The organism is Streptomyces sp. NPDC045431, assembly GCF_040646655.1.
Lineage (GTDB): Bacteria > Actinomycetota > Actinomycetes > Streptomycetales > Streptomycetaceae > Streptomyces.
In genome coordinates, this window is sequence record NZ_JBEZAQ010000009.1 from 87,319 (window position 1) to 101,498 (window position 14,180).

General features: G+C 74.5%; 12 protein-coding genes. 9 read left to right on the forward strand and 3 right to left on the reverse strand.

The genetic code is table 11. The features are described 5' to 3' along the window. Positions 1-66 precede the first annotated feature (66 nt). Together AB0A69_RS20205 and AB0A69_RS20210 are read left to right on the forward strand one after the other, a co-directional pair. Positions 67-4,818 (forward strand): aminotransferase class I/II-fold pyridoxal phosphate-dependent enzyme, encoded by a 4,752-nt coding sequence (locus tag AB0A69_RS20205; RefSeq protein WP_361423435.1) that lies wholly within the window; start codon positions 67-69, stop codon positions 4,816-4,818. Then, the gene (locus AB0A69_RS20210; RefSeq protein ID WP_361423438.1) at positions 4,815-5,654 is read left to right on the forward strand and encodes a class I SAM-dependent methyltransferase; all 840 of its coding nucleotides are present in this window, start codon (positions 4,815-4,817) and stop codon (positions 5,652-5,654) included. Before AB0A69_RS20205 ends, AB0A69_RS20210 begins: the two co-directional genes overlap by 4 nt. Here the strand turns inward: AB0A69_RS20210 and AB0A69_RS20215 are convergent. Together AB0A69_RS20215 and AB0A69_RS20220 are read right to left on the reverse strand one after the other, a co-directional pair. After that, positions 5,647-6,771 (reverse strand): glycosyltransferase, encoded by a 1,125-nt coding sequence (locus AB0A69_RS20215; RefSeq protein ID WP_361423440.1) that lies wholly within the window; start codon positions 6,769-6,771, stop codon positions 5,647-5,649. The genes AB0A69_RS20210 and AB0A69_RS20215 overlap by 8 nt on opposite strands. Next, the gene (locus tag AB0A69_RS20220) at positions 6,761-7,318 is read right to left on the reverse strand and encodes a hypothetical protein (RefSeq protein ID WP_361423443.1); all 558 of its coding nucleotides are present in this window, start codon (positions 7,316-7,318) and stop codon (positions 6,761-6,763) included. The genes AB0A69_RS20215 and AB0A69_RS20220 overlap by 11 nt, the downstream gene beginning before the upstream one ends. A gap of 629 nt (positions 7,319-7,947) precedes the next feature. Between AB0A69_RS20220 and AB0A69_RS20225 the strand changes: the two genes are divergently transcribed. Together AB0A69_RS20225 and AB0A69_RS20230 are read left to right on the forward strand one after the other, a co-directional pair. Beyond that, entirely contained in the window at positions 7,948-8,574 is a 627-nt protein-coding gene (locus tag AB0A69_RS20225) for a glycoside hydrolase family 15 protein (RefSeq protein WP_361423446.1), read from the forward strand. After that, positions 8,493-8,810, forward strand: a complete 318-nt coding sequence (locus AB0A69_RS20230) for a glycoside hydrolase family 15 protein (protein ID WP_361423449.1) — start codon at positions 8,493-8,495, stop codon at positions 8,808-8,810. The genes AB0A69_RS20225 and AB0A69_RS20230 overlap by 82 nt, the downstream gene beginning before the upstream one ends. 46 nt (positions 8,811-8,856) lie before the next feature. Here AB0A69_RS20230 and AB0A69_RS20235 read toward each other — a convergent pair whose 3' ends face one another. Further along, positions 8,857-10,095: a hypothetical protein gene (locus AB0A69_RS20235; RefSeq protein ID WP_361423452.1), complete on the reverse strand. Its 1,239-nt coding sequence runs from the start codon at positions 10,093-10,095 to the stop codon at positions 8,857-8,859. 258 nt (positions 10,096-10,353) lie between these two features. Between AB0A69_RS20235 and AB0A69_RS20240 the strand changes: the two genes are divergently transcribed. From AB0A69_RS20240 to AB0A69_RS20260, 5 genes are read left to right on the forward strand one after another with little or no spacing between them, the layout of a single operon-like run. Next, the gene (locus tag AB0A69_RS20240; RefSeq protein WP_361423454.1) at positions 10,354-10,539 is read left to right on the forward strand and encodes a hypothetical protein; all 186 of its coding nucleotides are present in this window, start codon (positions 10,354-10,356) and stop codon (positions 10,537-10,539) included. Positions 10,540-10,551: 12 nt separating this feature from the next. Continuing rightward, entirely contained in the window at positions 10,552-11,232 is a 681-nt protein-coding gene (locus AB0A69_RS20245; protein WP_361423457.1) for a hypothetical protein, read from the forward strand. Further along, a complete protein-coding gene (locus AB0A69_RS20250; protein WP_361423460.1) occupies positions 11,229-12,182 on the forward strand; it encodes a hypothetical protein in 954 nt (317 codons plus the stop codon). The genes AB0A69_RS20245 and AB0A69_RS20250 overlap by 4 nt, the downstream gene beginning before the upstream one ends. Continuing rightward, positions 12,179-13,096 (forward strand): hypothetical protein, encoded by a 918-nt coding sequence (locus AB0A69_RS20255; protein ID WP_361423463.1) that lies wholly within the window; start codon positions 12,179-12,181, stop codon positions 13,094-13,096. Before AB0A69_RS20250 ends, AB0A69_RS20255 begins: the two co-directional genes overlap by 4 nt. Further along, the gene (locus AB0A69_RS20260; RefSeq protein ID WP_361423465.1) at positions 13,093-14,163 is read left to right on the forward strand and encodes a serine hydrolase domain-containing protein; all 1,071 of its coding nucleotides are present in this window, start codon (positions 13,093-13,095) and stop codon (positions 14,161-14,163) included. Before AB0A69_RS20255 ends, AB0A69_RS20260 begins: the two co-directional genes overlap by 4 nt. Positions 14,164-14,180: the final 17 nt, after the last annotated feature.

Sequence of the window (14,180 nt, forward strand, 5' to 3'; positions counted from 1 at the left end):
GTAAATATAGCCCGTATGGGCGTATCGGGTTCTGTGGAGGCGAGAGAAGACCAGCGGCAGGTCACCGTGGAGACGATCACACGCCACAAGAAGGGGCTCACGCCCATCGGACCGAGCCGCCGTGTGCACCGCCTGATGGTCTGTTACGTCCTGTTCGTGATCCCGCTCACGATCGTGTACCTCCTGGTGCCCACCCGGCACACCAGCATGTGGGCGCTGATCGGCCTGTCCGGTGTCGCGGCGATCCTCATCGGGATCCGTATCCACCGCCCCGCCCAGCGGTGGCCGTGGCTGCTGCTCGCCGCCGCGAACCTCACCTTCATCGCCGGCGACACCACGTACAACCTCCTCGAGGCGGTGTACGGCCGGACGAACCCCTTCCCGTCACCGGCCGACGTCTTCTACCTCTCCACCTATCCGCTCTTCGCCGCGGGCGTCCTCGGCTTCATCCGCGCGCGGTGGCAGGGCCGCGACCTCGCCAGCCTGCTCGACGCGCTGATCCTCACGTCCGGGCTCGCCCTGTTGTCGTGGGTGCACCTGATCAACCCGCTCGCCCTCGCCGAGAGCGAGACCTGGGTGGAGCGCGCGGTGGCGATCGCGTACCCCCTCGGTGACGTGCTCGTCCTCGCCATGGTGGTCCGGCTGCTCACCCTCGGCGGCACCCGCGAGCGGTCCGTGCAGCTGCTCGCCCTCGGCACGGTCGGGATCCTCACCTCCGACGTGCTCTACGGGCTGCTCCAGCTCCAGGGCACCTGGCGGGTCGGCACCTTCATGGACCTGGGCTGGGTGGTCTTCTTCACCGCCTGGGGCCTCGCCGCCCTGCACCCGTCGATGGTGCGGCTGACCGAACGGGTGCCGCAGCCCGGGCCGGGCATCGCCAAGCGGCGCCTGGCGGTTCTCGCCGGGGCCTCCCTCATCGCGCCGGTCATGCTCCTCTCGGAAGCCCTGCTCGGCAGCGTGCGGGACGCCGCCATCATCGCCGTGTTCTCCGGCGTCATGTTCCTGCTGGTCATGGCCCGCCTGTGGGAGCTGGTCTCGGAGCACCGCAGGGCCGTCACCCGGGAGCGCAGCCTCCGCCTGGCCGCCGCCTCGCTCGTCGGTGCGGTCACCCCGCAGGACGTCGCCGAGTGCGTCGAAGGCGCCGCGGACGCGCTGTTCGGCGAGGGCGCACACCACCGGTCGGTCCTCCTCGTCGTGGACGCCGACGGCAACCTGCGGCCCGTGTCCACCCCGGAGCACGGGTGGGTGTGGGAGCTCGCCCCGGAGAGGGACCGGGCGCCGGGCCACGAGCCGGACCGGGCGCCGGGCCAGGGGCCCGACCGAGAGCCGGCCCCGGCGCCGGAGCCCCACACGCCTCAGGAGCCCCACCCGCCTCCGGAGCCCGTCCCCGGCCCGGGCCCGGACCCCACGCTCCTGCCCGGCCCGCCGCTCGACGACGACGCCCGTCACTACGACCACGACCACGACCACGACCAGGACCACGACCACCACCATGCCGGCGATCGGGCCGCCGAAGCGCCGGGCCCCGCCCCCGGCGGCCGCCGCGTCCCGGCCCCCCTCACCGGCGGTACCCGGCTCCTCGACACCGCCGAGCTCGGACTCGGCGCCGCCGCCGCGCTCGCCCCCTCCACCCGAGCGCTGCTCTGCCCACTCGCCCTCCAGGCGCCCGACTCCCTCGAACCGGCGATGGGCGCCCTGCTCGTCGCGGGCCCGGCCCGCGAGCTCGACCAGCTGTCCGTGTCCGTCGAGTCCCTCGCCTCGCAGGCCGCGCTCGCCCTCGAACGCGTCGGCTTCAGCGAGGAGATCAACCGCCGCAGGAGCGAGGCGTACTTCCGCACCCTCGTCCACAACGCCTCCGACGTCATCCTGATCCTCGACGACGACGGCACCGTCCGGTACGCCAGCCCCTCCGCCCAGGTCATGTTCGGCACGCTCGTCGGCGCCACCCCGCTGCTGCGGCTCGTCGACCCCCGGGACCGCGAACGCGCCCTGCGCATCCTCGCCCGCGTACGCGACGAGGACTCCAGGGACGCCCACGACGACTGGCGCGTCCTGCGCGCCGACGGCGAACGGCTCGACGTCGAGGTGCGCTGCAGCAACCTCCGCCACGAGCAGACCGTGCACGGCATCGTGCTGACCCTGCGCGACGTCACCGAGCAGCGCCAGCTGGAGCGGGAGCTCACCCACCGCGCCTTCCACGACTCGCTGACCGGCCTGCCCAACCGGGTCCTGCTGCTGGAGCGCATCGAGCGAGCCCTGCTGCGCGGCCGCCGCGACGCCAGCCTCACCTGCGTCCTCTTCGTCGACCTCGACGACTTCAAGGTCGTCAACGACATGATGGGCCACTCCGTCGGCGACGAACTCCTGGTCGCGGTCGCCCGCCGGCTCACCTCCGCGCTGCGGCTCAGCGACACCGCCGCCCGGCTCGGCGGCGACGAGTTCGCCGTCCTCATGGAGGGCGCCAAGGCCCCGGAGGACGCCGACCGGCTCGCCGCCCACATCGTCCAGACCCTCGGCGGGCCCTTCCGCCTCACCAGCGGCTCCACCAGCGTCTCGGCCTCCGTCGGCGTGGCCACCGCCGCGGACGGCGAGGAGGCCGAGGAGCTCCTCGGCCACGCCGACCTCGCGCTGTACGCCGCCAAGACCGCCGGCAAGCGCCAGTCGCGCCGCTACCGCCCCGACCTGCACGCCGGCATGGTGGAGCGCCACGAACTCCAGGAGGGCCTGGACCGGGCCATCACGGAGGAGGCGTTCACGCTGCGCTACCAGCCCATCCTGGAGCTGGTCAGCGGCGAGGTCACCGGCTTCGAGGCGCTGATCCGCTGGCCGCACAGCCACCGGGGGCTCGTCCCGCCCGACCAGTTCATCACCCTCGCCGAGGAAACCGGCCACATCACGGCGCTCGGCGCCTGGGTCCTCCAGCGGGCCGCCGGCGACATCGCCCGCTGGCAGCGGGCCCGGCCCCGGACCGACCCCCTCTACCTCAACGTCAACGTCTCCGCCCGCCAGTTCCTCGACCCGTCCTTCGTCGACGACGTACGCCGCGTCCTCGACACCTCCGGCCTGGCGCGCGGCTCCCTCGTCCTGGAGATCACCGAATCCGTCCTGATGCGCAGCGACGAGCACATCCGCACCGCCCTGCGCACCCTCAAGGAACTCGGCGTCTCCATCGCGATCGACGACTTCGGCACCGGCTTCTCCTCGCTCAGCTATCTGCGGGAGTTCCCCATCGACGTCCTGAAGGTCGACAAGTCCTTCATCGACGACATCGTCACCAACGGCCAGCAGGTCGCCCTCGTCGAAGGCATCGTCCGCATCGCCGACGTCCTCGGCCTCCAGGTCATCGCCGAGGGCATCGAGAACCCCGGCCAGCGCGACCTGCTCGCCGCCATGGGCTGCCGTCACGGCCAGGGCTACCTCTTCGCCCGGCCCATGGCGGCCGACGAGGCCGAGCGGTACCTCCTCGTGCCCCAGGACATGGGCGAGCAGCAGGGGCGCGAGGGGCTCGCCCGCGCCGGCCGCGGCCCGGTCGGCGCACAGCTCACCCGCTCCGCCATCCGCGCCGAGCAGCGCATCGGCGACCTCGGCCGTCTGCAGAAGACCAGCAGGATGTGCGACGCCGTCATCGACGAGGTCCACGGGCGCCGCATCCGCGTCGGCGACCACTGGCTCGTCGACTTCGCCTCCTGCAACTACCTCGGGTTCGACTTCGACCCCGAGATCATGGACGCCATCGCCCCCTTCGTACGCCGCTGGGGCACCCACCCCAGCTGGTCCCGGCTCATCGGCAACCCCCGCCTCTCCACCGACATCGAGGAGCGGCTCACCGGCCTCCTGCGCGCCCCGGACACCCTCCTCCTGCCGACCATCACCCTCATCCACGGCTCGGTGATCCCGGCGCTCGCGGACGGCGGACTGGTCTGCGTCGAGGCCCGCGCCCACCGCACCATGTACGACGGCTGCGTCGTCGCCCGCGGGCAGGGCGCCTCGGTACAGCGGTTCCACGCCGACCAGCCCGAGGAGCTCGACCGGCTGCTCGCCACCGCACCGTCCGGCGTACAGCGCCTCGTGTGCCTCGACGGCGTCAACAGCATGACCGGCAACCTCCCCGACCTGACCACCCTCGCCGGGGTCTGCCGTTCCCACGACGCCCTGCTGTACGTCGACGACGCCCACGGCTTCGGCATCATCGGCGAGCGCACCCCAGACGAGACGTCGCCCTACGGCTCCCTGGGCAACGGCATCGTCCGCCACCTCGGCGAGAGCTACGAGGGCATCATGATGGTGGCGGGCCTGTCGAAGGCGTACTCCTCGCTGCTGGCGTTCGTCACCGCCCCGCCCGACCTGAAGGCCCATCTGAAGGTCGCCGCCGGGCCCTACCTCTACTCCGGCCCCTCGCCCGTCGCCTCCCTCGCGACCGCGCTCGCGGGCCTCGACGTCAACGAGCGGCGCGGCGACGCCATCCGCGCCGACCTGTACCGCAAGACGCACCGCGTCCTCGACCACATCCGCGCCCTCGGCGTCGCCACGCCCAACACCCACGGCCTGCCCATCATCGAGGTCCCGCTCGCCGACAGCTGGGACCTCGACGCCGTCGGCGACTTCCTGTGGGAGCACGGCATCTACGTCACGCTCGCCGCCTATCCGCTCGTCCCGCGCAGCCAGGTCGGCTTCCGCGTCCAGCTGACCGCCCTCAACACCGACGAGCAGATCGACCAGCTCAACGCCACGCTCACCGAGCTCGCCGACCGCTTCCCGCTCAAGCAGGCAGGCGCCCACGCCCAGCCGGACGGCGTCCTGGGCGGGTGGCGGGCATGAGGCCGGCACCCGGGGAGGGCGCCCCTGGGGAGGGCGCCCCCGACCCGCGGTTCGACGACGGGCAGGTCCCTCACTACCGGGGGCCGGGACCGGGAGCCAGGCACAACCGCGAAGCGGACTGGGACCGGTGGCCCGTCGCCGCGTACCTCACCGAGAACTACCGGCGCATGCACAGCTCGGACGCGACGGTCCTGCGCCACCACTGCGCCTTCTACCGGCGGCTGCCGGCCGACGGCATCGGCCGCTCCCTGGAGTTCGGCGCCGGGCCCAACCTGTACCCGCTGATGCCGGCCGCCGCCGTCGTCCGCCTCATCGACGCGCTGGAGCCCGGCGCCGGCAACGTCGCCTACCTGGCCGGGCAGCTGGAGCACCCCGACGCGAGCTGGCAGACCTTCTACGCGCTGTGCCGCGCCCTCGACCCCAGGCTCCCCGCCACGCTCACCGAGGCCCTGTCCCGGGTGCGTATCCTGCACGCCGACGCGACGGCCGTGCCCGAGGGTGCGTACGACCTGGCGTCGATGAACTTCGTCGCCGAGAGCGTCACCGAGGACGCCGACGAGTTCGCCGAGCTGTGCGGCATGTTCATCCGCTCCGTACGGCCCGGCGGGCACCTCGTCGCCGCGTTCATGGAGAACATGCCGAGCTATCAGATCGGCGGCGGCCTCGTCTGGCCGGCCTTTCCCGTCGACACGGAGACCGTCCGGCACGTCTTCGCCCCGCACACCGCGCGGCTGGTGGTCACCCGGGTCGACAAGGACCCGACCCTGCCCGACTACGGGGACACGGGCATGGTGCTGCTCCAGGCGGTACGCGGACCCCGCGACCGGCTCAGCTGAGCAACTCCTCGCCGAGCAACTCCCCGTAGAGGCGCGCGTACTGGGCCCCGAACCGCTCCGGCGCGAAACGCTCCTCCATCGTCGCCCGGCCCTGCTCCGACAGCACCTGCCACCAGTGCGGGCGGTCCAGCAGCTGGCGCAGCAGATGGCCCGTGCGGCGCGCGTCGCCGATCGGCGCCCGCAGCACCGTGTCACCGAGCGCCGCGAACTCCGGATGGTCGCTCAGGATCACCGGACGGCCCGTGCTCAGCGCCTCCAGGACGGTCAGCGGGATGTCCGTCCTGTCGGTCGGCTCCCACGGCACGTGCAGCAGCACGTCCGCTGACGCCACCAGGGACCACATGTCGTCGACGTACCCGAGGACCTCCACGTCCCGCAGCCCCTCGCGCTCCGCCAGGGCGCGCACCTCGTCGTCCAGCACCCGCTGGTTCTCGCCGGGACGGGCGCGCAGCGCCAGCGTCAGCCGGAACCGCGCTCCGGCGCGGGCGGCCACCGCGGCCGCCCGTACGGCCTCCTCGGCGCCACCGCCCCGCCCGTGACATCCGGTCACCAGCACCTTCGGCGTCGGCCCCGTCGGGCGGGGCATCAGCGGCCACTGGTCCAGCCGCACCACCGGGGGGACGACCACCACCGGGCCGAAGCCGGCGGTGCTCAGCTGCCGCGCGGTCGCGGAGGACAGGGCCATCGTCCGGCCGAGCGGCCGTGCGCGGCGCAGCAGCCGTGCGTCGCGGACGCCGGTCACAGTGTGGAGCACCGGCCTTCCGGCGAGCAGCGGCGACCACAGCCGGGCGCACAGGGGATAGGCGTCGCCGATGGCCAGGACCACGTGCACCAGGTCGACGCGGCGCGCCAGTACGGCGGCGGCGACGGAGATCTGCAGGTGCTGGCGCAGCCGTGGAACGCCGTCGAGGGAGAGGACGGGCACCGCCCGCCCGGGCGGGACGCGGGGATCGCGCCGCGGCGCGCCGCGGCGCGGCCACCGGGCGAACCACGTGAACTCGACACCCGGCACGGACTCCCGGAGGGCGGCGGCCAGTTCGGTGTCCGCGTCGCTCCGCCCGTCGAGCGGCCCGCCGGTGAGCAGCAGGACGCGTGGTCTGCGGGCTCTAGCGTCCATGGCCGGGCTCCCTTCCCGGCAGGACGGCTGGGCCGTGGGACCACGCGCCGGTCTCTTCGACCCCGCCCGGCGCCGGAGGCGGCGGCGCTCTGGTGATCGGCGACGGGCGGGGCGGTTCGGTGCGTCGGCTAGCGACGAGGCCGGGGGCGCAGTGGCCCGAGGTGCAGTGGCCGGGGGTGGCGCGCCCGCCGTTCCCGGCCCGGCGGTGTGGGCGCCGGACCCGGAACGGCACGGCCGCGATACCGGGCCCCGCCCCCGCGCCGGTGCCGTCCAGCCCCGGAACGGACACCGGTACGGCGGCGGCGGGCCGCGGCACCGCTTCCCCGCCGGTGGCGCGGGCGGGCGACCGCATCCGCCCGGAGCCCCGCGGCCACCCGACCGCGACCGCGACCTCGGTCGCGTGGAACAGGAGCACGGCGGCGACCGCCAAGAACAGCACCGTGGCCGTCCCCGCCGGACGCGCGGCCACAGCGGCCACGGCGGCGGTGGCGGCGGTACCGTCCACCGTGCGGGCCCTGCGCGGCCGGGGGATGGAGACGACGGCCACGGTGGCCCCCCACTGGCTCCGTGTCCGTGCACGGCCCGGAAGGTCCCGGGCCGGAGGGAAAGCCGGGTTCAGCGTCGCGCGTGCGAGCGCCGCGCGAGCGCGGTCGGCAAAGCCGCCTGAGCTACTTGAGCTACTTGAGCTGCTTGAGCTGCTTGAGCTGCTTGGGCCGCCTGAGCCGCCTGAGTCGTCAGGATCGCCTGGGCCGTCGGAGTCGTCCGCCCGGCGACGGGAGCCCGCCGGGTGCGGGACCACACGGGCCCGGCGGCGGCGGGGCGCCGCACACGGCCGGCGTGCGGCGGCGCGGCGTGCGGTGGCGGCGAGGACCAGCCGGTCGGAGGCCCTACGGGCCGGGCACGGGGCACCGGGGCCCGTGGGGGACGCCGCGGAGGTACGGCTCCGGGTACCCGCGGTGGCAGGCCAGTCCGTCGCCCGCCGCAGCGGGTGCGGAGCGAACGGCGCCGGACGGTGGCCGACCGGGAACGAGGACACGATGGACCTCTTCCTGCGAGGTGCCTGCCAGGAAATGACCTGCTGAATATCCAGCTTTAGCACGCGCGTTTTGTCCGGTCAATCACGCAGCTGAAAGGGTCGGGAAAAAATATGGAGCCCGCCGGGAACATATCCGGTGCGTGTGGGAACCGTCCGATCTCCAGCCGCTCCACGGGCTGGCCGGCCAGCGCCGGCTGACCGAGGCGTCCGCGCCGTGGCTCTCCGGCTACGAGGGCTCCTGCCCGGCCCGCTTCGGCAACGCCGCCGTCGGCCGGCTCCAGTTGGACGTCTACGGCGAGGTCCTCAACACCGTGTACTCGGCGCTGCGCGCCGGAGTGCCGATCGACGCGCAGGTGTGGCACCTCGTGGCCTCGTTCATGGACCACCTGGAACGGCACTGGCAGGAGCCGGACGCCGGACTGTGGGAAGTACGCGGCTCGGCGGAGCGCTGGCGCGCCCTGCGCCAGGAGATCCGCAAGGACGTGCTGCGGCGGGGCTGGGACGACGAACAGGGCTCCTTCGTCCAGTACTACGGCTCGCGGCGGGTCGACGCGGCGTCACTCCTGCTGCCCCGGCTCGGCTTCCTGCCCCCCCCGACGACCAGCGGCTGCGGCGGACCCTGGAGGCGGCGCGCGCCCTGGAGCACCACGGCTTCCTGCGCCGGTACGCCGAGACGGACGGCCACGTGCACGAGGTGGACGGGCTGTGCGGCGGCGAGGGCGCCTTCCTCGCCTGCTCCCTCTGGTACGCCGACGCCCTCGCCCTGACGGGCCGTTGGGAGGAGAGCCGCGACGTCTTCGAGCGGGTCCTGGACGTACGCAACGACGTCGGCCTCCTCTCCGAGGAGTGGGATCCGGTGACCCGCCGCCAGCTCGGCAACACCCCGCAGGCGTACAGCCATGTCGCCCTGGTGAACACGGCGTTCGCCCTGTACGGCACCCGCTCCGCCGGCCGCGCGGGGAACGGGCACCGGAGCGCCCGCTCCCGCGCGACGGTGGCCTAGGGGGTGTCCCGGCGGCCGACTGGGCCGATGCCCCGGGCTCCCCGCCTCAGCCGCCGCCGGTCGGCGCGTCGGCGGCTCGCGGCCGGCGCAGCAGCGCCGAGGCGGCGAGCGCCGTCGCGAGCGCGGCGCAGGCCACCGCCGCGGCGCCGGCCCAGGCGTACGAGCCGCCGAGGCTGCCCTCCAGCAGGCTCAGGTGCCCGACGCCCGCCATGGCGTGCAGGGCGACGACTCCGATGCCGGTCGCGGCGGCAGCGGCCCAGACCCGGGCGGTGTCGCGCAGGGCGAGCCAGCCGCCCACGCCCAGGCAGAGCACGGTGACGGCGAAGGACAGCAGGCCTGCGCTGCCCCCGGACCGGAGGGCGACGAGGTCGGTGGGCAGGTGCAGGAGTCCGCAGACGAGCAGCACGACGGCCGCGGGCCAGCGCAGGCCCGAACGGAGAGTGGAACGCAGGGCGGCGGAGGCCGCGTCGTCGCCGCGCCGCGAGGTGGTACGGCGCTGGGCGGTGGGTACGGGCGCCGGTCCGCCGCCGGGTTCCGGGGCCCTGCCCCGGGCGGCGGCCGCGGCCGTTCCGGTTCCGTCGGGGGCGGGTGCGCCCTCGGCGCGCGGGGCGCCTTCGGCGTCCCGGGCGCTGAGCGGCCAGCCTCCACCGTCCTCCGTGCCGAGGATGTCCACCAGCTGGGCGACGTCCTCGATGGGCCGGCCGACGGCCGCGGCGCGCAGGGTCGTGCCCGCTTCGTCGAGGTTGTGCGGAGGCTCTCCCAGCATGGCGACCAGCTGCCGGACCTCCTCCAGGGGCCGGGCCACGGCGGCCGCGCGGAGCGCCTCGTCGCCGGGGCTGGCCACCTGCTGGGTGCGCTTGAGCAGGCTCACCAGCGCGGCGACCTCCTCCAGCGGCCGGTAGGTGGCCGCGGTCCAGAGCAGGGTGCGTATGGGCTCGTCGGTGCCGTCACCGGCCGGTTTCCCGGCCGGGGGCTCCTGCTCCCGGGCGGCGCGGTCCTGCGGCGGCTCGGGGGCCTCCCGGTAGGCGCGGTCCTCCGGCGGCGCAGCGGCCTCCGGCGCCGGAACGGCGGCCGGGGGTGGTGCGGCGGCCGGGGGCGGCGCGTCGGCCGGAGCCGCCGCCGTCTGGGGGGCCGGCGGGAACGCCGGGAGGGGCGGGCTCTCGGGGCCCGGCGCCGAGGAGGCCGGCGGCGGGGCGGCGGGTGAGACCGGAGGCGAGGTCAGCGGCGCGTCCGGGGGGCCTGCCGGCGGAGGCGTAGGGGGAGTTGTCGGATGGTCGGTGGTCATGGCGCGGCTCCATTCGCCGAACGTTCGGTGAGGCACACACCGTGTCGTTGCCTCATCTAAGGGGCATTCCGTCCCATTGCGCCATCCGGGAGTGGCAGAAGAGGGGCGGCGGCGGCGCCACTTGGGGAGGGCGAGGTGGTTGAAGCGCGCACATTCAGAGAGTGATGTAGTTGGCCTTTCAGTTGATTTGCAGCTTTTGTCCGTCTGCGGTCCACTAGAAGTGGAAGTCTGCATTCCTCCTGTGAAGGGGATGGTGGCATGTCAGCCATCGAGCCAGAAGTCCGGGACCTGACGGTTTTGGACGCCGACATCGAGTCCGAACTCAACCCGGTGGAAGCTGAGGGCTTCTACCGCGACACCTACGAATGCGCGGGGCTGGCCCTCCTCCAGGGCGAGGGCAAACTCCTGCTCGCGCCCCCGACTCCCCGGCCCAAGAAGGGCTGACGGAGGGGCTGAATGGAGCAGCCTGAAACACCCACCCGTCTGACGGGCGCGGTGAGGGAGCTCGCTTCGCGCGTGGTCTCCGCCCTCAACGGCGGAGACCACTTCGTGGTGGTCGGAGGTGTCGTCGACGCCACCGACGCGGAGGGGGCCGACCGGCTCGGACTCGCGGCGGTACGCGTCCTCGGCGCCGACACCGTCCTGCCGAGCGTCCTCCTGCGCACCGCGCCCGCCCCCGGCGACCTGACCGCCTTCGAGCAGGCCGTACGCGGCTTCCCTCCCGCGCCCGACGCCTCGCCCACCTCGCGGTGGAGTCACTGGGCCATGCGCCGCACCCTGGGACTGGACGGCGCCGAGCCGGACACCACCTGGCTGGACGTGGCCCCCTGGCAGGTCCTCACCCACCAGCTCGCCGTCCTCGCCGCGCTCGCCGTCCCCGGCACCGACTCGGGCGTGGCCCGCGCGGCCGCCCGCCGACCGGTGGACGTCGCACGCGGCTTCGTCCGCGCCGTACGCCGCCGCGACTGGCTCCAGGCGGCCGGAGCAGGCCGCTGGCTCAGCCTGCTCGACGGCGTCCCGGACACCCTGGCCCTGGACACGGGGCTGGAGTTCGTGGCCCTGATGGGCGGAACCGATCCGCGCGTCGCGCTCCAAGTGCGCGCCGCACGGCTGCTGCGTGCCGGAGCGCCGGTGTGACGGCGGCCGTCGGCCTCCGGGGGGTCGACCTCCGGGGCGTGGGCGAGGCGGCCCTCGGCTGGATCTCCGGCAACCGGGCGGACTTCCGGCTGGGCGACTCGGCGCTGGACCCCGGCGCCGACGTCAACCGCATCTGGAAACCGCTCGGCGAGCTGGCCCAGGTCTGCGTCTGCGTACGCCGGTACAGCCCGCCCGGTACCCCGCTCCACGACGCGGCCACCGACCTGCTCGCCTTCGCCTGGCGCGAGACCGGTGAGGGAGAACTCTTCCTCGACCTGCAGCGGCTGGAGCCGTGCGCCATGTACCCGCTGGAGATCTACGCCGCGTTCGCCTCCGCCGGCCTGCGGCACCCGGGGTACGAGGAGTTCGCCTCGGCCATCGCCCGCACCCGCGGCTGGCGTGCCACCGAACAGCACCCGACGCGGCTGCTGAGCGTCCTCAACTCCGAGCGGCGCACCGGGCTCCCGGACCACGAGGAGATGTCCGCGGCCCTCGGGCGCACGTGGCTGGGCGCCCTCCCGGAGCCCTGGCTCTTCGAGACGACCGCCGGATACGCCACCACCCACGTGGTCTTCCACCTCACCGACTGGGGGCGTGCGACCGACGGCGTACCGCCCTGGCTCGCCGACTACCTGGAGACCTGGCTCCCGCCGTGGCTCGACACCTGCCTGGACGACCGGCAGTGGGACCTGAGCTGCGAACTCCTCGCCGTGGCGGCAAGCCTGCCGCGACCACCGGAGCGCGCCGCGATCACGGCCGCGTGGGCCGAACTGGCGGGCGCGCAGGACGCGTCGGGCGCCCTGGTGGAAGTGGGCCCGACCCGCCACCGCCCCGCCCTGCCCCACGGCTTCGCGCACCGCTACCACTCGACCCTGATGGCGGCCTTCGCCGCGGCCCTGACCCTCGCGCGCCTCGCGGAGGACGGCGCCGGACCGGAGGGACCGTCATGACCAGCACGCGCCTCATCCACTCCGTCGGCGTGGGCGCCGTCGAATGGCTGTACGCCCACCGCGACGGGTTCCGGCTGGAGACGGAGACCGACCCGGAGGCCGGCGGGTTCATGGAGCGCTTCAAACCGATCGGCGAACTCGCCGTGATCGGCCGGGTGCTGTTCCGCGAGGGTGTCTCCGGCTCCCGCCAGACCGACCTCGTCCGCCGGCTGCTCGACCACGCGTGGCGCGTGGCCCTGGACGGCGGCCGGATGCTCGTGCGCGGACAGCGCGGCGAGCCGCAGTCGCCGGTCCCCTTCGAGGTCTACCTGCCGTTCCGGGAACTCGGCTACCGCCAGCCCGAGATGGAGGAGTGGGTCCGGCTCAACCACCGGCTCGGCAGCTGGACCGCCCGCGAGCTGCAGCCCGTCCGGCGCCTCGGCCTCTCCGCGTGCGAACGCCGCTTCGGACTGCTGCCGGGCATGGAGGAGGGCGAGGCCCTCGCCCGCACCTGGCTCGGCAACACCCCCGAACCGTGGACCGTCGAGGCGCGCACCGGGTACGACATCACCCACACCGTCTTCCACCTCACCGACTGGGGCGAGAGGCCCGACGGCCTGCCGCCGCGCATCGCCGCCTACCTCGACACCTGGCTGCCGGTCTGGCTGGACGACTGGCTGGACCTGCGCCGCTGGGACCTGCTCGGCGAACTGCTCGTCGTCGACGCCTGCCTGCCCAGCCCCACGCTGGACGCGGCCGCGTGGGAGGGGTTCGCCGCGGCCCAGCAGCCTGACGGGGCGATGCCGGCGGTGCGGGAGATGCCCGAGGGCGACCCCGACGACGTCTTCGACGTCGTCTACCACTCCACGCTGGTGGCGGCCTTCGCCTCCGTGCTGGCGACGTCCCGCGCCCTCGCCCGGATGGCCGACGCATGACGGCGGACACGGGGACGCTGCTCGACGACACGGGCGGCGGCGACGCGGGCGGTGAGACGGACGTGGCGGAGCGGCTCGACGAGGCCGTACGCGCCGTGGACGCGCCCGACGTCGTCTTCGCCCTCTCCCGGGGCGGCCGCCGGGCCGTCCGCTGCGGCGGCACCGCCCCGCCCCCGCCGGTCCCGCGCGACCGGCTGCGGTACGAGCTCGGGTCGGCCTCCAAGACGTACACGGGGCTGCTGCTGGCCGAACTCGTCGGCACCGGGGTGGTCGGCGGCGGCGATCCGGCCGCCGCCCACCTGGACCCGGGCCGGACGCACGGACACCGGTCCGCCATCACGCTCACGCACCTGGTCACGCACACCTCCGGGCTGCCCGCGCTGCCCCGCGACTTCTACCGGCAGGCGTTGCCCCACTGGCACACGAACCCCTACGCCCACTACCCGCCCGAGCGCGTCGTGCGGGCCTTCCTGAGCCGCCGCCCCCCGCGCCACCGCCCCGGCACGCGCTGGCGCTACTCCAACTTCGGCGTCTCCGTCCTCGGCCACGCCCTCGCCGCGGCGACCGCCACCCCGTGGGAGGAGCTGCTGACCGCGCGGGTCATGAACCCCCTCGGCCTGACCGGCACCGCGCTGCACCCCGCCGGGGCCCCGGGCACCGACGCGACCGGGCACCGCGCCGACGGTGCGACACCGGTGCCCGGGCTGCGGACCGGCGGCTTCCAGCCCGCCGGAGCGGTCCGGGCCACCCCGCACGACCTGCTCACCTTCCTGGAGGCGCACCTGCGCCCCGAGGACACCCCGCTGGGCGACGCGCTGCGCGCGGTGGGCCGCCCGCTGCTGCGGCGCGGTGTCGGCCACCGGCACGTCCACACGCTGACCTGGTTCCGGCACCCCACCGACCACGGGCCGATGTACTTCCACGCCGGCGCGACCAGCGGCCAGCAGGCCTTCATCGGCTTCCGCCCCGACACCGGGACGGCGCTGGCCGCGCTCGCCACGCGTCGCATCCGCCTCCGGGACACGTTCGTGGCGACCGCGTACGGACTCCTGTACGGGACGCCATGATCACGCAATAGGTCACA